The following is an 18,653-nucleotide window of genomic DNA, read 5'->3' on the forward strand; positions in this document are numbered from 1 at the left end:
GTCTACGGAATTACCGTATCATTGCGTTCGAAGTGGTCTATACAACCCATCATCACTTCCGCAAGATAGCTGTGTATACTCACATGGTTGGGCACCAACAGTCACACAGTACCACCACCACCACGACTAATGAGCGTCCGAAAGTAGCCGGGAGGTGTTGTGAGTGTGGTGCGGTCTATTCCGCGTGGATACTTGCCGATGGAACCGTTCAACCGATTGGGAAAACGGACGGCTGTCAGTGTGGTGCCTCGAACTTCGAGGCGATCTCGAAATAACCCTATTCAGTGATCAGGACCGTTCAGTTCGCATGTCTAGTTGCCGTTCGGTATAGAGTAATGACATACCGGACTGAGCAGTACTTGCGTGAGAAACTGATGACCGAGGATGGGCACCTTTATCTGTCCGAAGTGGTTCGATCGAAAGAGGTATCATAAAATGGGAATTTTGGATTCATTCGGTGCGCTGGCAAGTAGTATTATCGCTGCAGTCGTGATGTTGGTGTTCGCCATCCTCAGTTTCTTCGTGACAATATTCATCGTGCAGGCGGGCGCCGGGTTAGCCGGGTACTCGCCGAGCGGAGACTTTGTTGCCCTGTCAGCTGCAATTCTGTCTGCCGGTGCAATCGCTGCAGGGGCCTCTCCGATGACCGGCCTCACTGATAACGTGTGATTGGTCGCTGATACGATTCACGGCGATACAGTCGCACGTGTAGTTACTGTTCAGTACAGAGAACGAACTTTTTCCGCCTCGGGTTCGCCACGGCGAACCACTCTCTGTTCGCGGACGGAGTCCGCTCACACGGCTCGAGGGACGCTCCGCGTCCCTCGCTGGGCGCAAAAACGTCCTCAGAAATCGAAGATTTCTGATGGGCCCGCGAGAGCGACGCTCTCGCGGACTTCGATGAAAAAGGCCGACGGCGAGGCCGAAGGCCGAGCCGTCGATGAACCGCTCACTTCGTTCGCGGATGCTGGAAACGCTCCATGCGCACGTGTAGTTACCGCTCAGTACAGGCCGAGTAGTTACCGGATCAGTTGTTCATCTCTCCAGTAGCCGTCAAAAGTTGCGTGCTGAATACAGAGGCTGTATCCATCACGACAGGCGATTTCTTTTTACGCTGGATTGACTGAAGTAGCTGTTAGACAGCTGTTGTGAACCTTTCCCAATCAAGGTGGACTTTTGTGAGGTCACTACGGCCGCATATAGGTGTATCCTTCTGCTCCCAACCGCGTTACTTCCACAGCTCCCTCCAGGACGGTCTCAACGCCCTCAACGAGGTCAGATTCGTCAAGATCCATCATATCGAGGGTGTTGCTGCAGGCCTTGAATGAGACACCGTCGTCCAAGAGGGCCCGGACTTGCTCCTCGCTCTCCTGGCCAGTTTTGATCGCCTTCATTCCATCCGCCTGAACGATAACCGCAACATCGTCTATACTGCCAGTCTCATCCTCTAAGAGGTTGCTGGCAATAGCCAGTGATGTTTCCTGTTCGGTCCCGGTTCGCTCCTGGAGAAGGCGAGGAAACGTCAGACAAGCATTCTGATCGTCTCGGCCAACGACGTGGCCGTCAGGAGTGCTACGAGGAACATGAGGATCACGATGCCGATGAAGATCACATTTTCGATCCACGTGGGGTTGTAATACCGGTGCATCGCGCCGTAGAGTGCCAGCACCGTCACCGGCAGGCCGATTACGCCGTTCACAGCGGGCACCACGAGTGCCAGTTGCACCGCCGAGAAGTCGGTGAATGTGAGGATCGGCACGGCAAGGAGCAACGACAGGACGATCAGACCGTTGACGACGATGCGGAACGGCCGGTCGCCGAATGCGGTGTCGTTGCCGAACGCCTGGGGGACCATGAACCCGGCCCCGAACAGGGTGCCCGTCGCGCTGGAAAAGGAGGCCGCCCCGGCCCCGACGATGAACACGGTCAGGGCCCAGGATCCGAGCTCCTCCACGAGTGGCCGGGCCGGATCGACGAGCGAGACCACGCCGGACGGAACCGTGATCGCGGCTACGATCAGCACGGCCATGCTCATCAGGACGGCCGCAACCAGGCCGACGGTGTGGTCCCGTCGGTACTGGCTGACGGTGTCGAACTCCTTCGCCTGGTGCATGCTCGTCTGGATGAAGAAGTTCGGGTAGTAGATTGTCGTACCGACCAGCGCGATGATCATCGTGAGAGGTCCCATCTTGGTCCGGACCGCTGGGACCAACCCCCGGGCGACGTCGGCGACCGGGATGTCGATGCCGAGGAAGATCACGAGATACGACCCGAAGACCACGAGTACGAGGGTCGCGATGACCGCCTCGATCCGCTGATAGACGCGGAGTTCGATGAGTGTGATCCCGGCGGCACCACTGAGGACGGTGGCGATCACAACGCTGTCGAGCGGAGTGAGAAACGCAAGTGCGGCCCCCGTCAGCGCGTAGTTCGCCACGCTCCAGAGGTGCATGATAAACGCGATGAACACTGCAAACGCCTTCGCGGCAGGTGACCCGATAACGTCGCGGATGTACCCCATGAGTGGCTGATCGAGCACGGCGAGCCGTGCGGACATCTCGTGGACCACGAGACCGACACCAAGGGAGAGTGGGAGGACCCACAGGAGGGTGAACCTAAACGATACGCCGACGGAAGAGAGAATGTAAATCGACCCAGCGCCGAAGATGTTCGCCGCAAATATCAGCCCCATGCCGTAACTCCGAAACAGGTTCCATACGTATCGGTACGAGTCGTCGGTCCACTGAACGTTGTTCATTGGCGGTTGACCCCACTGTCGGTGGCGGCGGGCGGAACCGTACCATACCGGTTCGGCGGCACATTGTCCATTGTGTGTGGTGAGTTCCGCCCATTACCGCGGCGTGGTACCACGGGGATGACCTGCATACGAATACGGGGGATGGTCAATGGGATGCGGATTATCCCTGTTTATGAAAGTGGCTTCCCCAAGCGGTCGTCCGACATCGGAACGGCTGTATTCGCGCCCTGTGTCCAACACGACTCGCTGGACATCATTAGGAACTATCAGGAACCTTAGCGGTATGTCCGCACGTGTAGTTACCGCCCAGTACAGGCAGTAGAGTTACCACAGCTACCGCAGTTCATTCGATCCAAACTCGTCTATATCTGCTGTTTGATACTCTGATGTATTGGTCAGGACGGACTGATGGCTCGCTGAAATCCCTTAACGAACGCACGGTTTTTATGCCGTGAGATAGTATAGCACGGTGGCCGCCCCATAACGTGGTTGGGGGCCCATGGGAGTTAGTTGGGGCAACGCTCCTTCGTTATTGCAGTGGCGATCCGATCTTTTTGCTTTGGTACAAATGCCGTGTTCAGTTCGCAGATAGCGTGAACAGATGGCTGAGATGGGCATACAGGGTGGCAGACCAGTTCGAGCCACCGAATAGGAGGTCGTTTCAGCGGCCTTCGACGGGACCTACGACTCGAGGATACTCGAGTCGAACCGAGGTTCTCCGAGCGGGGCAACAGGGAGTCGCCACGCCCTCCCCAGCCGACTCGTTCGCTCCCGTCGGTCGCTCGCTCGTCCCTCGCGAATCGTCGGCCGCCCTCACTCGCGTTCGGACGGCCGACAGCGCGCCATCACCCAGTGCTGCGGTCGGTCGATAGAAACGGTGGGACGGGAAAGTCTGTGGCAGACGAACGACCGGGCGATCAGTTCGGAGTCGATCGGTTCGGAATCGATCGGTTCGGAGTCGCCTCGAGTCGGCGCGACCCGAGAGCGGACGGGAGTGCGGTCGCCACGACGACGGTCGGTCCGAACGCAACTGGACGGTTTTTTACCCCTCGGCCTCCGAGTGGCCGCCAATGAGCGAGTACGATTACGACGAGCTCGGACTCGTCGCCGGGCTGGAGATCCACCAGCAACTCGACACGGCGACGAAGCTGTTCTGCCAGTGCCCGACCGAGCTCCGCGAGCCCGAGGCGTCGACGCGCCGCTTCACGCGCTACCTCCACCCGACGCGGAGCGAACTGGGCGAGATCGACCAGGCCGCACTCGAGGAGAGCCGGGTCGACCGCGAGTTCGAGTACCTCGCGTACGACACGACCTGTCTCGTCGAGGAGGACGACGAACCGCCCCACGAGCTGGACGACGAGGCCCTCGAGACGGCCCTCGAGATCGCCCAGTTGATGGACATGCACCCGGTCGATCAGGCGAACGTCATGCGCAAGATCGTCGTCGACGGCTCCAACACGACGGGGTTCCAGCGCTCGACGCTCATCGCGACCGGCGGTGCGATCGAGACCAGCGAGGGCGAGGTGGGGATCGAGGACCTGCTGCTCGAAGAGGAGAGCGCCCAGCGCGTCGAAGAGACCGACGACGGTGTGCGCTACAGCCTCGACCGGCTGGGCATTCCGCTGGTCGAGATCGGAACGAGCCCCGACATCTCGACGCCCGAACAGGCCCTCGAGGCCGCCGAGCGCATCGGAATGCTCCTGCGATCGACGGGGAAGGTCAAGCGCGGGCTGGGGACGATTCGCCAGGACGTCAACGTCTCCATCGCGGAGGGCGCCCGGGTCGAGATCAAGGGCGTCCAGAGCTTAGACGACATCGACGACATCGTCCGCAACGAGGTCGCCCGACAGGCCGAACTCGTCGAGATACGGGACGAACTCGCCGAGCGCGAGGCGTCCGTCGGCGAGGTGCAGGACGTGACCGACGTCTTCGAGGCCACCGACAGCGGCGTCATCGCGGGAGCGCTGAACTCCGGCGGTTCCGTAACGGCCGTTCCCCTCTACGGGTTCGACGGCGTCGTCGGTCGCGAAATTGCGCCCGATCGCCGCCTCGGGACCGAACTCTCCGACCACGCGAAGCGCCACGGCGCCGGCGGCATCTTCCACACCGACGAACTGCCCGCGTACGGGGTCACCGAGGGCGAGGTCGCGGACCTGCGGGATGCAGTCGGTGTCGGTCCCGAGGACGCCGTGGCGATCGTGGCCGCGGACACCGATGTAGCCGAGGCGGCGATCGACGCCGCGGCCGAGCGCGCGGCGACCGCCCTCGAGGGCGTTCCCGAGGAGACCCGCGGGGCGAACGACGACGGGACGACGCGTTACCTCCGCCCCCTCCCGGGTGCGGCGCGGATGTATCCCGAGACGGACGTGCCGCCCGTCGAACCCGATCCGAGCGAGGTCCCCGAGCCGGAACTGTTGACCGAGAAGGTCGAACGCTATCAGGACGAACACGATCTCGGCGCGGGACTGGCCGAGCAGGTCGCCTACGGGAAGTACATGCCGCTGTTCGAGGACGTCGTGGCCGACGGAATCGATCCGACGCTGGCCGCCTCGACGCTCGAGTCGACGCTGACCGAACTCCGGCGCGACGACGTCCCCGTCGAACATCTCACGCGCGAGCACCTCGAGGGCGTGTTCGCGATGGCCGAGGCCGGTGACCTCCCCAACGAGGGAGTGCCGGATCTCCTCACCGCGCTGGCCGAGGAGCCCGACCGTTCGGCCGAAGAGGCCGCCGACGAAGCGGGCCTCGGCGGTGCCGACGAGGCGGAAGTCCGCGAAGCGGTCGTCGAAGTCGTCGAGCGAAACGAGGCACAGGTCGAAGAAGAAGGGATGCAGGCGTTCTCCGGACTCATGGGCGAGTGCATGGGTGCCCTGCGCGGGAAGGCCGACGGCGACCTCGTGAGCGAACTGCTGCGCGAGGAGATCCAGAAGCGCGCGTAGGCATCCGGCGCGTACCTGAAACTGTTACTGGGGATCCTCCTGATCCCGACGGGTACGTATCCGGTCGTCTGAGCGAACCGGACGGCATGGCCTCGATAGCTGAATCCTCGCGATCGATACCCGGCGTTTGCGACCGATATTCGGATCCTCGAGACCGTTACTGGCCGGTTCCGGACTCGACGAGACGTAGCGCCTATCGCCGTGCGGGAGTGTCTCCGCTACTGGCTAGTGTCGGATATCTGCGGCGTCGAAAATATTTATCAGGATACACGTCGCCCGAACGCACACCGAACGATGACACAGCCATCACAGACAAGCGAGACCGAGATCACGGCCGTCTGCCACGTCCGCGCCCCGCTGTTGCTCGAGCCGATCGACAGGCAGATCGAGACACTGAACGCCTGTGAGGCGGAAGGAACGATCGACGACCTGCTGCTGCGCAGTTGGCCCCAGGAGATCACGCTGTCCGTCAAGAGCCCGTACCAGGAGGCCCTCGAGAGCTTCGAGCGGTTCGTGGAGTGGGCCGATCGGCGGGGCGTGAGCATCCGCCCGCCGTTCCGGAAGCGTACCTCGACGAACCAGATCACCGGCGAGACGAACGACTTGCTCGTGTTGCCGATGCTGTGTCTCGAACTCTACGCGGACGACGAACTCGTCGGCGTCTTCCCACACACCGACGAGGAAAGCGGGGAGACGTACACGTCCGACGAGGCGATCGCCGCCCTCCGGACTGGCGACGTTCCGACCCCGCTGGGCGATGAGACCGAAGCCCTAGGCGACGAGACCGAGGCGTCGACTGCGACGCCCGGGGACTCGAGTACGACCGACTGCCCGGACTGCGGCGGGTCGTTGGTCGACGGCCAGGGCCTATTCGCCTGTCCCGACTGCGGGTGGGTCGGGACCGTCACCACGACGGGCCAGTTCCGCTCGGGAACGGATCGCGCTCCCGCGGACGAGCGCGAGGCGCCGTTGGCGGAATCGGAGTAACCGGGCGGCGCCACCGTAGCCTCGAACGACGAGGTCGACTCGGATCGGTCGGTGTTCGTGGGACCGACTACCGTTCGCGGAACCAACTACTGTTCGCTGAACCAACTATTGTTCGTGGAATCGACCGCCACTCGCGGCACCGATCAGTTTTCGGCGGGGCGTTCCGTCGCGCGTCGAACGATACCGAGGAGCGTGTTCGCCTCGCGTTCGGTTAGGTCCGCGCGGCCGAAGACGCGTCGCAGCATCCGCATCGTCTTGTCGCGTTTCTCCTCGGGGTGGTTGAGTTCCGCGAGCAGGGCGGCCCACTGGTCGTACAGGCGATCGATCGTCGCTTCGGGGGCCCGGACCCGTTCGACGTCCGGTAGCTGGGTCCCGTCGTCGCCGAGGGTCAGCGAGCGGAGCTCGTACAGCGTGATCGTCGCGGCCTGTCCGAGATTGAGGACGGGATACTCGGCGCTGGCCGGAATCGAGCAGATCTCGTCGATTCGGGCGAGTTCCTCGTTGGTCAGGCCGACGCGTTCGCGCCCGAAGACGAGCGCGGTGGGGGCCTCGACGGTCGGCAGCCGATCGGCGAGTTCGGCCGGCGTCGAGAACGGGAACCGGACGTGACGGCGATCGTCCTCGTTGGTGACCGCCGTACAGCCGATCGTGTGGTAGTTCTCGACGAGGTGGTCGAACGAGATTTCGGTCGCGTTCGGAAGCACGTCGTCTCGAGCGTGGCCCGCGTAGCCGTAGGCCTCGCCGTCGGGATCGAGTTCCGGTGGATCGACCAGCAACAGGTCTGAGAAGCCGAAGTTCTTCATCGCTCGAGCGATGGTGCCGACGTTGCCCGGCGACTGGGCATCGACGACGGCGACCGCTGGCGGCGTTCGATCCGTCGACTGCGCTCGTTCGGACGGATTTGAAGTCATCGTTCGATGGGGATATCGTCTCGAGACGGCGGGTAGCCGTTTCGGTTCTTCGGTTCGGAGCGAGGTGGGGTCCTCGAGCGAACGAGGTCGTTCGGAGTCCTCGAGTTTTTTGTTGTTGGTTGTGGTTTCAGTTGATCAGGTGGACGACTGCTATCTAACAACGGTTTACCATCTATTCTAGCTAGATCTAGAATAGTTCTAGACTAGTAGTCTAGATACGGCTTGCTACTGTGGCACATAATGTCTTGGAAGCGGGTTGAGAGCAGTTAGTAGCCGTATATCGTGGAATTTCTTCCATCGTGAGGGGGCACACACCCCCGTCGCGTTTGTAACGGTGTATTCGTGTGGGGGACTAGTCGTGGAGCACACCTCCTCCGCGGATGTAAAATCGCGTCGTCTACGGGGTGAATTCTGACAAATTCCGGGATACGCTTCCACCCCACCCCTCCGTTCACACTTACAAACGCGACGGGGGTGTGTGTCCCATGCGCGGGCGGCAATCGCGGCCGAAAGGGGCAATATCACCCCATATCAGCGGCGTATGGCCGATTCGCACTCGAGCGAGTGCGTCGGTCGCCACTCCGATCGCTCGCCGAGTTCCGCCGAACACCGCCGAAGACCGTCAGTACCGTTACATCCGCGATGGGGGTGTCGGTGGCTGGCACGCTCGAGTCACGGTTCGGTTAGAAGCGCGAGACCGCTGGTCAGAAGGGCATACTATCACGGGTGTGAATACTGCCTCCTGGTGGCCTGTGACGGGATATTTACATCCGCGAGCGATCTCCATACCTTTATCCCAGTCCAGGCGGAAGGCACGGCGTACCGCAATGTCCGCCAACGACGATCGTGATCCACTCTTTCAGTACGACGATCCGGTCTTCGCCGACGAGCGATTGCTCGAGATCACGCATCTCCCCGGCCCGGACCGGATCGTCGGACGCGACGAGCAGATGCAACGGGTTGCGGACGCCCTGAACCCGGCTATCTTCGGAAGCGAGCCCAATCACCTGTTCATCTTCGGGAAGACCGGGACCGGCAAATCGTTGATCTCCCGGTCGGTTACCCAACGCGTCATCTCGGAAGCACAGCGCGACGACGTCACCGTCAAGTACGCCTTCATCGACTGCGGCGAGCAGAACACCGAGGCGTCGATCGTGAAGACGATCGCCCAGATCGTCAACGAACCCGACCGCAGCGGCATCAACGTCCCCGATCGGGGGCTCGGCACCGGCGACTACTACAAGCGCCTCTGGCAGGCCGTCGACCACTGCACCGACGTCACCATCGTCATCCTCGACGAGATCGACATGCTCGAGGACGACGAGGTGCTCCGCAAACTCTCCCGCGCAGGCGAGAACCGCCGCATCTCGGACTCGAGCATCGGCATCATCGGCATCTCGAACAAGATCGACTTTCCCGACCACCTCTCGGAACGCGTCAAGTCCAGCCTCTCGCGGGACGAACTCGTCTTCTCGCCGTACGACGCCAATCAACTCGTCGAGATCCTCGAGAAGCGACGGGACGCCTTCCACGACGGCGTGCTCTCGGACGACGTGATCCCGCTTACTGCCGCCCTCGCCGCCCAGGAGCACGGCGACGCGCGCAAGGCGATCGACATTCTCCGGAACGCGGGCCGCATCGCGAAGAAACAGAACGCGACCCGAGTCACGGCGGACCACGTCCGCGACGCCAAGGAGAAGACCGAAGCCGACCGCTTCAACGAACTGATCGAGGGGTCGCCCCAGCAGGCCAAGGCGATTCTCTACTCGCTGACGCTGCTCACCGAGAACAGTTCGGAGAAAGAGTTCCCGACGAAGATCATCTACAACCAGTACAAGTCGATCGCCCGACAGCTCGACTTCGACGTGCTCTCCGAGCGACGCGTCCAGGAGATCCTCCAGGAGCAGAACTTCCTGAACGTGATCCAGTCCGAGCGGGAGGGCCGGGGTCGTGGCCGCGGCGCTCACGCCAAACACCGTCTGCTCGAGAACCCGACCATCGTCAAGAAGGTCCTCTTGCGCGATTCCCGCCTGGCGGTGCTCGCTGAGGACGACGAGGAAGCCGCCGCGTAGTGGGTTCGGAAGACCGCCGCGTCGTCGATCCGCGAACTGTTTTCCGAGACCGCTTCTACCGTCCGACGGCTCAGCGCCCCGTTTCGAGCCGCCCGCCGCTTCCGGAACCGGGGGCCATTTCAGTCTGCTCTCCACAGATCGGGTATGCACAACGTCGACGCGGCGGGGCTGGGAATCGGCGACGAACACCCGCCCCGGATCATGGGCGTGTTGAACGTCAGCGAGGAGTCCCCCTACGATCCCAGCGTCTACGACGACCCCGGCGAGGCGGCCCGATACGTCGACGAAGAACTGATCGGCGAGGGCGCCGATATCGTGGATATCGGCCTCGAGTCGGCGAACAAGCGCTTCGACGTCCTCTCGGCTGAGGAGGAACTCGAGCGGCTCCACGTCGCGCTGGAGACGATCCAGAGCGTCGCCGGCGACGCCGTCTTCTCGATCGAGACCCGCTACGCCGAGGTGGCCGACGCGGCGCTCTCGCGGGGGTTCGACATGGTCAACGATATCGCGGGGTTCGCGGACCCGGAGATGCCGGCCGTCTGCGAGGACCACGACGCCGCCGTCGTGAAGATGGCGAGTCCGCCGGACCTCGAGCGGCCCGGTGCGGTCGAGGAGACCGACTGGTCGGCGCGGAAGTCCGCCGACTGGGCCGCCGAGGCCGACTACGTCGATCAGATCTACGAGGCTCTCAAACAGAACGGCCTGACCGACAAGACGATCGTCGACCCCGCCTTCGGCGGTTGGAGCGAAGCCCAGACGATCGCGGACGACCGGGAGACGTTCCGGCGACTGCGCGAGTTCCGGGCGCTCGACCGGCCGATGCTGGTCTCGATCAATCGGAAGAACTTCCTCGGCGAGATCGCGGGGCGAGAGACCGAGGAGCGACTGCCGGTCAGCCTCGCGGCCACCTCGATGGCCGTCGAACGCGGCGCGCACGTGATCCGGACCCACGACGTGGCGGAGACGCGCGACGCGGCGCTGATCGGGGACGCGTTCACCGACCGCTCGCGAGCGACCGAGGACGGGCTCTCGGTGGCTCGGCTGGACGTCCGCTCGAGTCGGGACCTCGAGGCGCACCTCCGGGAACGCGGCGTCGATTCTGCGGTCGCCGGCGACTGGTATTCACTGGCCGTCGAAATCGACGGACTCGACGCGGACGATCGAGACCGACTCGCTTCGATCGCGACCGATCGCGACGCGTCCGTGCACAGTGTTCCCACTGGACGTATACTACTCCTCGGGACGACAGTCGGAATTTCCGGGATACTGTCCCGTCTGCGCGAAAAAGAGGGCGATCTGCGCGCGCTCGGCGACACTCTCGAGCGAACCCTCGAGTAAGAGAAAGCTTATGGCGGAGGCTTCGAAAAAAGGGAGTGGACGCCGGGCGGCCTCCCGGGTAGGGGTACTTTGGAGGCGACTCCCGGCCCACAACACGGAATTATTGTGGTGTCACGTCGACCAGTGACGACTCGAATCGAGCAGTGTTCTTGCTGAATCGAGCGCCATCTCTCGGCTATTCGTCAGTATCACTCGGCTGAATCGAGTGGTGTCTCTCGGCTATTCGGTGGCGACTCAGTCTCGTGGCGGGACGTCGTCGAGTCCGAACAGCAATACGGGTCGACCACGGAATTCGGGTATGGAGTTCGACGAGTGGGAACCCGTCTACGAGGCGATCCTGCGCGACTTCGGCTACGACAGAGCCGGCGACGAGCGGGCGCGCGACGTGCTGGCGTCGCTGACCGACGACTTCGATCTCACACGGCTGTCACGGGTTCGCGATGCCACGGTCGCCGTCGCCGGGGCCGGCCCGTCACTCCAGTCGTCCGGTGCGCTCGAGCGAGCCCGCACGGCGGATCTCGTCTTCGCGGCGTCGACGGCGGCCGATACGCTCGCGGCCCGCGACGTCGACGTCGACTGCATGGTGACGGACCTCGACAAGAACCCGGAGACGGTCCGCCAACTGTCCGAGCAGGGCGTGCCGGTCGCGGTTCACGCCCACGGCGACAACGTCCCCGCGATTCGGGACGTCGTTCCCGACTGCGCGGACGCGGCCGTGCTGGCGACGACGCAGTGTGCACCCCGCGCCCCCGTCCGCAACGTCGGGGGCTTCACCGACGGCGACCGGGCGGCGTTCCTCGCGGACCATCTCGGGGCCGCCGAACTCGTCTTCGTCGGCTGGGATTTCGACGATCCGAGCGTCGATCCGACGAAGGCCCGAAAACTCGCGTGGGCCGAACGGCTGCTGTACTGGCTCGAGCGGCGGCGCGGCGACCGGTTCGCCGTCCTGGACGGTCGCCGGGACGATATCGAGACGGCGGCGCTCCCGGTCGAGTGACTGATCCTCTTCGAGCCGCTAGCTCCGTCTCCCCTCGAGTCGCTGCTTCTGTCGTGTGGCCGCTTCCAGAGTCACACCACTCGTCGTCACTCGATTCGATAGCGAGCGACCTCCTCGGCGCCACAGGTCGGACAGCCGTGGGTCTCCGACTCGAGGCTCGTTCCACACCGCCGGCACTCCTCGACGACGGTTCCACCGCTGTTCCCGAGGAAAACTGACTCGAGCGCTTTTCGCACTCGCGATGGCGACGACGTTCGGTTCGTGTGCCCCTGACCAGACATAGCTACTGATCCGCGGATATCAGTATTCGTTATCATCCTCTTACTATGAATAACACGAGATTCTATATTTCGACTTGTCCGACGACACCGGTCGACGCAGTCGAACGGGACAGTAAGTCAGAGATTAACATGCATTTGTCACACTCAACACGGGTGATTCGGTCCTCGAGGCTGTCATTCGATCGGGTCGTAACTGACCGGATCGTTGGCGACTCGTTCGACGACACCGTCGCGCTCGAGTCGCCGACAGTGGGCCGCCGCTTCGCCGGCCCCGAACTTCACGTGGCTGCCCTCGAGGTCGCCGAACAGGTCGACGGCCAGTCGCCACGGGCTCGTCCCCTCGCGGTCAGAATCGTCGTCAGCGCGGCGCTCGAGGGCAGTGAGCACGCGTCGAGTCCGCTCGCGGTGATGGTCGCGGATCGTCGGGATGCGGTCCGGCTGAATCGTCTCCCCGTGGCCCGGCAGGAGGCGCTCCGATCGGTCGGCGAGTCGATCGAGCGTCTCGAGGTAGGCAGCGAGCGGGTCGCCATCGACGACCGATTCCGGCGGTTCCTGTACCCGGGAATCGGTCGACGCAGAGCGGAGCGTTCGGGTGTCGCTCCCCCCGACGTTCGGCGTGTAGGTGGGCAGGACGGCGTCGCCAACCAGCAGCACGTCCCCCGCCGCGAAGGCGGTGTGGCCGAGCGTGTGGCCGGGGGTCGAGACCGCCTCGAGGCCCGCGATGCGGTCGCCGTCGGCGAGGCGCTCGACCGGGATCGAGTCGGGCATCGGCGAGGGCGTATCGTCCTCGAGGACGGATTCGATCGCGTCGGCGGGGACTCCCCACCGTCGCATCGTCTCGCGATCGCGCTCGAGTCGTCGGTCGCGTTCGACCGCGTAGTCGGCCACCAGCGGTGCGTCTCCGGTGCCCATCGCGAGGGTCGCGTCCGCGGCGTCGGCGAGTCGCGGCGCCAACCCCGCGTGGTCGACGTGCCAGTGGGTGACGAGGACGGCCTCGAGATCGGACGGGGCGACGCCGGCGCGCTCGAGGCCCGCCCGCAGGTCGGCCCAGGCGTCGTCGGTCGGCGGCCCGGGATCGACGAGGGCGCGGTCGCCGACGAGGTAGGCGCTGTTGTCCCCTTCGGGCGACTCGCCGCCGACGCCGATTCGCTCGACGATCTCGGTGTGCATACGTACGCGTTCGACTCGAGTCCCGTCAGGCCGCCGATTCCGAACGTGACGATTGGCTGGCGAGAATACATCAATCAAATGGTAATAACGGTTAAGATGGACAGGTGGCCATCGTAGTACGTGGATACTCGACTCATCGTTACGGTTCCGTTCATGGCGTACATCGCCATTCTGGGACTGTTCGGACTCGCCCTGTCGATGGTCAACGCACCGTTCACGGAGGGCCAGCCGGCGTTCATCGTCGTCGTCGGCGTCCTCGGTCCCCTGGTCGCGTTCGGGTTGATCTGGCTCAAGAATTACGCCTACGGCGCCCCGTTGCTCGTGGCCATGCTGTTGCCGAACGCGTGGTTCGTGAGCTACTTCTTCTTCCTTCACGACAACCCGGCGAACGCGTTCGCGGTGTCGGGCGAGGGATCGACCGCGTATCTGACCGCGACGGGCGGACTCGTCGCCACCTCCCTCATCGTCGCCGGCGTCGCCTGCTGGCTGTGGTACCGGGAGAGCCCGCAGTTCAGAGCCGCCGTCGACCGGTTCATTCATCCGGACGCGGTCGATACCTGAGTTCCCGGCGTTCCCCATCGCGCTCGAGATTTCTGCGCTTCGGTATCTACTTGAGATCCCTGCGTTCCGCTGCGATGGCAGGTCGCCTTCCGTTCTACCGGTGAGCTCGGTCTCGTCACAACTGTCGCTCGAACGGTCCAGTCGACTCGAGACGCATTAGCGCAGACGTTTCATCAGTAAATCGTAGACTCGGTGGTTGCGGTCGAGGGGTTCTGTTGAAATCCTAAGGGCGTACAACTCTCTTAGCACGCAGACGGTTTCACGTAGTGGCTTCGTGAAGTATGGACCGTAACTGTGTCATCGGTTATACTGAGGTCAACCCGAACGGTGTTATCGTCGTCGCAAGTCTCGTCAATAGTGCCTGCTGCGTTCGTCGTGGCTTGCAGCGTGTACTCTCCATCAGGGAGACCGTCAATAACAATATATTGACCGGGCAGAGACGAGTCGTACTCGTCAGCCCAGCCGGCACTGATCCCTTGATACTCACAATCGAACTGGGCACTACTATTGGCCGATGAGCGGGTCTGGTACAGATCCCGAAGACAGAACGTCTGTTTTCTGACCGCGCCCGTCCTCTCGCCCGATTCGTCGAGCAGGACATAGTTATTGAAACCTTTCAAGTGCGCGTGACCGTGGGACTCCGAATATTCGAACAGATCCGGGCGGTTCTCGGGACGCCCCAGTTCGGCATCCTCGTCTCCGACGTTGTAGATGATCATGTCGAATCGAAGGAGCCGATGTTCGCCTGGGGTTACAAAGCCGTCTTCAACGTCGGAACTGGACTCATCAAACACCTCTGTTGAAACGCTGAATTCCCTGACGCCTGGAACGAAGTTGACTCCCGATCTGTCCTCACCGTGGTCGTCTTCGGACTGGTTGTCCGCAACGTGGTCGTCCGAGGGCTCAGAGTCGGATTCGCCTGTCGAGGGTGGTGTCTCCGAGTTCTCTTCGTCCGCCGGAGTAGCCTCCTCGTCCGCGGTACCTTCGCCTCCGGTGGCCGCGGAGGCGTCCGTGCTAGTGTCGATGACTGAGAACGGGTTGTCAGCCACAACGCCTCCGAGGGAAATCATGCCGACCCCCGCCACGACAACGAGGAGAACCCCCACCAGTGCCGCTGCACGCTTCCTATCTTTTCTCCATTTTATCTTCATACTTTCTCACCAGACTATACCCGGAGCTAAGCGAGAAGAAATATAGTAAGAATCCTACTAATCACGAAGTAAAACAATAGGCGCGTCCTAACTCATCGGTAACTGGTGAACATCCCTCTCGATCTCGTGTAGTGTCTGAGTCGAGGGTTCACCGTCTCGTATAGTAGTTCGGGGCGTGACTTCGGTCGAATTTCGAGACGTCGATTCCAACGATGCCAGTAGTCGGGCGCAGAGAAACAGAGAAGGTGAGCAGCACTCTTCAACAAAGCCGGTCGAGGGGCTCCTCGAGTCGGTCTGACAGTTCTTCGAGACGCGTTTCGGGCCGGCGAACGTCGACGGCGAGTAGTCGCCGAGAGTCCGACCGAACCGCTCTCGGGAACCGAACGGAATCTCGCTCCCGGTCGAATATCGCGGAAAGACCCGCTGACACGGGGTTTTGTCACGACATCATGTTCGCCAGTACGCTTATCGGGAGAACCGATGTAACACCGATCATGTCCGCCCCCCTCGACCATTCGACGTCCGACGACTGGGGAGATCCGTCCCGAGCCATCATCGAAGCGGTCGCCGCCCGCGAGGGTGTAGACGTCACCGACATCGAGCCGCCAGCCTACGAACCGCTGTTTACCGCCATCAACCCGGAGGCGCTGGACCGACTGTTTCGGAACCCAGCGGAGATGGCGACCGCCCGCGTCGTCCTCGAGTACGAGGGCTACGAGGTGGTCGTCCACGGCGACGGTCGCGTCGAGGTGAGCGATCCCTCCTTCGACCCCGACGGTGTCGGGCAGCCCGTCGAGGACTGACGGTCCGATCTACTCCGCCCAGTACGCTTCGCCCGGTTGCGTCTCGAAGACGGCCCGATCGAGCAGGTCGATCGCCTTCTCGAGGCCCTCCCGGGAACTCGTCAGCGAATCCTCGTGCTCGATGCTCAGCGCGCCGTCGTAGCCGACCATGCGCAGCGTCGAGACGACGTCCTTCCAGTGGGCCTCGCCGTGCCCGTAGCCGACCGACCGGAAGAGCCACGAGCGGTTCGGCTCGTCGTCGTAGGCGGTCGTATCGAGAACGCCCTTCTCGCGGGCCTGCGCGTCGTAGATCTTCGTGTCCTTGGCGTGGAAATGGTGGATCGCGTCGCGCTCGCCGAGGTACCGAATCGCGTCGGTGATCGTGATTCCCTGCCAGTAGAGGTGTGAGGGGTCGAAGTTCGCGCCGATCCGATCGCCCGTCCCCTCGCGCAGTCGGGCCATCCCGTGGGGTTCGTAGACCAGCATGTTCGGGTGCATCTCGATGGCGATATCGACGCCGCGCTCGTCCGCGTAGTCGTCGAGGTCCGACCAGTAGTCGATCGCCCGCTCCCACTGGTAGGCGAGGGCCTCGTCGTGTTCGGGCGGCCACGGTGCGGTGATCCAGTTGGGTACCTCGTCGTTCGGTCCCCCCGCCGGCAGCCCGGAGAAACAGGTGACGACGCCGACCTCGAGCTGGCTCGCGAGCTCGATCGCCTCGCGGAGTTCGGTGTCGGCCTCGTCGGCCCGCTCCGCGTCGGGATGGAGCGGGTTGTTGTGGGTCGCGAGCGCGCTGATCCGCATGTCGTACTCCTCGAGAGCGTTTCGAACCTCCTGCTGGGCGCCCTCGTCGTCGAGGTGTTCGTCCCGTGGGAGGTGGGCCTGGCCGGGGTGGCCGCCGACCCCCGGTTCGATCGCGTCGACGCCGAGTTCGGCCAGGTACGAGAGCGCGCCCTCGAGCGATTCGTCCGCGAGCGGCGGGGTGTGGACACCGATCTCCATACGGAGCGACGCACCACGGCGGGAGAAATAAAACGGGGGCCGGCGAGCGGACGGGAACCGTCTCCAAGCGGCTCCGAACCACACCAGTCGGTCGAAAGAGCCGCGAACGGTGTCATAGCGTCGGCGGTCCGATGCGACGCGGACGGTCTCACAGCGTCGGCGGCCCGGTACGCCGCGGGCGATGTCACAGCGTCGGGGGCCCCGTGCGACGCGGCCGTCGCGCCGTCGTCGATCGAGGGACCGCCCGAACGAGCGACGACGTCGACTCGTAGGCGACGCGGTCGGTCGGCGATTTGGCCGCGACGAGTTTCCAGAACCCGGGCGAGTAGAACGTGATCTCGCATCGCCCGTTGGAATCGGTTCGCGTTCGTTTCGTCCCGGCTTCGACGATCGCTCCCTCGATCGGGTTGTTCCCCTCGTCGCGGACGCGGAGGGTGATCGCTCGCCCCACCGGGACCTCGTGACGGCTGATCTCGAGGACGAGTTGTCGTGTGATCCTCATGCGAGTCAGTACCACATCGGCGCCCAAAACCTCACACCTGCACACGAACGGTGTGACTCCAAACGACGGGACGCGCCCGGGGAAAGGCCGTCCGCGGTGCTCACTCGTCGTCGACGGCGATCGTGTGGCCCTCGTCGCTCGAGCGGTAGATCGCGTCGATGATCCGCTGGACGGTCAGCGCCTCGTCGACGCTGTCGTCCGCGCCGTCGTCGCGACAGATGCGGTCGAAAAACGCTTCCTGTTCTTCCGTGTGGGTATCGTTCTGGTGGGTCTCGACGGACGTATCCTCGAGGTGGTCGGGCCCGACCGTGTTCGCCGAGTGAAGCGAGAGATCCCCCTCGAGCAAGTCGAACCGGGCGGCCGATTCGGTTCCCCGGACGACGAACTCGTGGGTCGACGGCCGGTTGGTCGCCCACGCCACCTCGAGCGAGATCGTTTGATCGCCCGCACACCGGATGAACGCGCTGGCCGAATCGTCGACGTCGAAGCCGGCGGGGCCGGCGTCCTCGCCCCACATGTCGAGATAGGCGTAGTCCTCGCTGTTGCCGAATTCTCCCCGAGCAACGCCGGTTACCTCTTCGACGGTCGGGTAGTCCAGCAGGTAGAGCGCGAGATCGATCGCGTGGACGCCGAGGTCGATGAGGGAGCCGCCGCCGGCGATCTGGCGGCGAGTGAACCACGAACCGCGGCCGGGAATGCCGCGGCGTCGGACGTAGTTGGCCTCGACGTGGGTGATGTCGCCGAGGTCGCCCTGTGCGATCCGGTTGTGGACGATCCGGACCGTGTTCGCGAACCGGTTGTTGAAGCCGACCATAGTGTGGCCGTCGGAGCCGACCGCGGCGTCGGCGATCCGCTGGGCGCTCTCGATCGAGTGGGCCAGGGGCTTCTCCAACAGGACGTGGAGATCGCGATCGAAGGCGTCGACGGCGTACTCCTCGTGGTACTTGTTGGGAGTCGTGATGACGACGGCGTCGATCGTGTCGTACAGTTCGTGGTGGTCCTCGTAGACGTCGACGTCGTATCGGCGGGCGAACCGCGACCGGGCCTCCGTCGCGATGTCCATCCCGCCGACCAGCGGCACCCCGAGTTCGACGAGTCGCTCCGCGTGGTACTGACCGATGTTCCCCAGCCCGACGATTCCCGTTCTGATGTCGCTTCGATCCATTGTCATCCGAGTATCAGTATCGCATTCGCAGTCCGTTCTC

The 18,653-nt window shown here is 63.4% G+C and carries 17 protein-coding genes and 1 pseudogene; 8 read left to right on the plus strand and 10 right to left on the minus strand.

Features of this window, described 5'->3' with window-relative positions; all coding sequences use genetic code 11:
- Positions 1 to 435 precede the first annotated feature (435 nt).
- The gene (locus J0X25_RS34775; RefSeq protein ID WP_207290932.1) at positions 436 to 669 is read left to right on the plus strand and encodes a hypothetical protein; all 234 of its coding nucleotides are present in this window, start codon (positions 436 to 438) and stop codon (positions 667 to 669) included.
- 518 nt (positions 670 to 1,187) lie between these two features.
- On the opposite strand, the gene J0X25_RS34780 is transcribed toward J0X25_RS34775, so the two are convergent.
- Both J0X25_RS34780 and J0X25_RS34785 read right to left on the minus strand, forming a co-directional pair.
- Positions 1,188 to 1,526 carry a DsrE family protein gene (locus J0X25_RS34780; RefSeq protein ID WP_207290933.1) on the minus strand — a complete coding sequence of 113 codons (339 nt, stop codon included), beginning with the start codon at positions 1,524 to 1,526 and terminating at the stop codon, positions 1,188 to 1,190.
- Positions 1,523 to 2,758 (minus strand): NRAMP family divalent metal transporter, encoded by a 1,236-nt coding sequence (locus J0X25_RS34785; protein ID WP_207288458.1) that lies wholly within the window; start codon positions 2,756 to 2,758, stop codon positions 1,523 to 1,525. The genes J0X25_RS34780 and J0X25_RS34785 overlap by 4 nt, the downstream gene beginning before the upstream one ends.
- Before the next feature lie 1,070 nt (positions 2,759 to 3,828).
- On the opposite strand from J0X25_RS34785, the gene gatE reads away from it, so the two are divergent.
- Positions 3,829 to 5,697 (plus strand): Glu-tRNA(Gln) amidotransferase subunit GatE, encoded by a 1,869-nt coding sequence (gene gatE, locus J0X25_RS34790; protein ID WP_207288459.1) that lies wholly within the window; start codon positions 3,829 to 3,831, stop codon positions 5,695 to 5,697.
- Between the two features lie 294 nt (positions 5,698 to 5,991).
- Positions 5,992 to 6,684, plus strand: a complete 693-nt coding sequence (locus J0X25_RS34795) for an HTH domain-containing protein (RefSeq protein WP_207288460.1) — start codon at positions 5,992 to 5,994, stop codon at positions 6,682 to 6,684.
- A 143-nt stretch (positions 6,685 to 6,827) separates the two neighbouring features.
- Here the strand turns inward: J0X25_RS34795 and J0X25_RS34800 are convergent, their stop codons facing one another.
- Positions 6,828 to 7,595 (minus strand): RNA methyltransferase, encoded by a 768-nt coding sequence (locus tag J0X25_RS34800; RefSeq protein WP_207288461.1) that lies wholly within the window; start codon positions 7,593 to 7,595, stop codon positions 6,828 to 6,830.
- Between the two features lie 827 nt (positions 7,596 to 8,422).
- Between J0X25_RS34800 and J0X25_RS34805 the strand changes: the two genes are divergently transcribed.
- The 3 genes from J0X25_RS34805 to J0X25_RS34815 all read left to right on the plus strand — a co-directional run bounded on the left by J0X25_RS34805 (position 8,423) and on the right by J0X25_RS34815 (position 12,002).
- Positions 8,423 to 9,667 carry a Cdc6/Cdc18 family protein gene (locus J0X25_RS34805; RefSeq protein ID WP_207288462.1) on the plus strand — a complete coding sequence of 415 codons (1,245 nt, stop codon included), beginning with the start codon at positions 8,423 to 8,425 and terminating at the stop codon, positions 9,665 to 9,667.
- Positions 9,668 to 9,811: 144 nt separating this feature from the next.
- Positions 9,812 to 11,005 (plus strand): dihydropteroate synthase, encoded by a 1,194-nt coding sequence (folP, locus tag J0X25_RS34810; protein ID WP_207288463.1) that lies wholly within the window; start codon positions 9,812 to 9,814, stop codon positions 11,003 to 11,005.
- A 298-nt stretch (positions 11,006 to 11,303) separates the two neighbouring features.
- Entirely contained in the window at positions 11,304 to 12,002 is a 699-nt protein-coding gene (locus J0X25_RS34815) for a 6-hydroxymethylpterin diphosphokinase MptE-like protein (protein WP_207288464.1), read from the plus strand.
- 86 nt (positions 12,003 to 12,088) lie between these two features.
- Here J0X25_RS34815 and J0X25_RS34820 read toward each other — a convergent pair whose 3' ends face one another.
- Both J0X25_RS34820 and J0X25_RS34825 read right to left on the minus strand, forming a co-directional pair.
- Positions 12,089 to 12,283 carry a hypothetical protein gene (locus J0X25_RS34820; protein WP_207288465.1) on the minus strand — a complete coding sequence of 65 codons (195 nt, stop codon included), beginning with the start codon at positions 12,281 to 12,283 and terminating at the stop codon, positions 12,089 to 12,091.
- A gap of 174 nt (positions 12,284 to 12,457) precedes the next feature.
- Positions 12,458 to 13,453, minus strand: coding sequence for an MBL fold metallo-hydrolase (locus tag J0X25_RS34825; protein WP_207288466.1), 996 nt, complete (start codon positions 13,451 to 13,453; stop codon positions 12,458 to 12,460).
- 120 nt (positions 13,454 to 13,573) lie between these two features.
- Between J0X25_RS34825 and J0X25_RS34830 the strand changes: the two genes are divergently transcribed.
- Positions 13,574 to 14,014, plus strand: a complete 441-nt coding sequence (locus tag J0X25_RS34830; protein ID WP_207288467.1) for a hypothetical protein — start codon at positions 13,574 to 13,576, stop codon at positions 14,012 to 14,014.
- A 242-nt stretch (positions 14,015 to 14,256) separates the two neighbouring features.
- Here the strand turns inward: J0X25_RS34830 and J0X25_RS34835 are convergent, their stop codons facing one another.
- Both J0X25_RS34835 and J0X25_RS34840 read right to left on the minus strand, forming a co-directional pair.
- Positions 14,257 to 15,165, minus strand: coding sequence for a lysyl oxidase family protein (locus J0X25_RS34835; RefSeq protein WP_207288468.1), 909 nt, complete (start codon positions 15,163 to 15,165; stop codon positions 14,257 to 14,259).
- A gap of 151 nt (positions 15,166 to 15,316) precedes the next feature.
- Positions 15,317 to 15,424 (minus strand): annotated as a pseudogene (locus J0X25_RS34840) (IS5/IS1182 family transposase); the annotation flags it as partial.
- Between the two features lie 235 nt (positions 15,425 to 15,659).
- On the opposite strand from J0X25_RS34840, the gene J0X25_RS34845 reads away from it, so the two are divergent.
- On the plus strand, positions 15,660 to 15,968 hold the full coding sequence (locus tag J0X25_RS34845) for a HalOD1 output domain-containing protein (RefSeq protein WP_207288469.1): 309 nt from the start codon (positions 15,660 to 15,662) through the stop codon (positions 15,966 to 15,968).
- A gap of 9 nt (positions 15,969 to 15,977) precedes the next feature.
- Here the strand turns inward: J0X25_RS34845 and J0X25_RS34850 are convergent, their stop codons facing one another.
- The 3 genes from J0X25_RS34850 to J0X25_RS34860 form a co-directional block, all read right to left on the minus strand.
- Positions 15,978 to 16,946 (minus strand): sugar phosphate isomerase/epimerase family protein, encoded by a 969-nt coding sequence (locus J0X25_RS34850; RefSeq protein ID WP_207288470.1) that lies wholly within the window; start codon positions 16,944 to 16,946, stop codon positions 15,978 to 15,980.
- A gap of 184 nt (positions 16,947 to 17,130) precedes the next feature.
- On the minus strand, positions 17,131 to 17,448 hold the full coding sequence (locus J0X25_RS34855; protein ID WP_207288471.1) for a carboxypeptidase regulatory-like domain-containing protein: 318 nt from the start codon (positions 17,446 to 17,448) through the stop codon (positions 17,131 to 17,133).
- A gap of 100 nt (positions 17,449 to 17,548) precedes the next feature.
- On the minus strand, positions 17,549 to 18,619 hold the full coding sequence (locus J0X25_RS34860) for a Gfo/Idh/MocA family protein (protein ID WP_207288472.1): 1,071 nt from the start codon (positions 18,617 to 18,619) through the stop codon (positions 17,549 to 17,551).
- Positions 18,620 to 18,653 lie beyond the last annotated feature (34 nt).

The organism is Haloterrigena alkaliphila, from assembly GCF_017352155.2.
GTDB lineage: Archaea > Halobacteriota > Halobacteria > Halobacteriales > Natrialbaceae > Haloterrigena > Haloterrigena alkaliphila.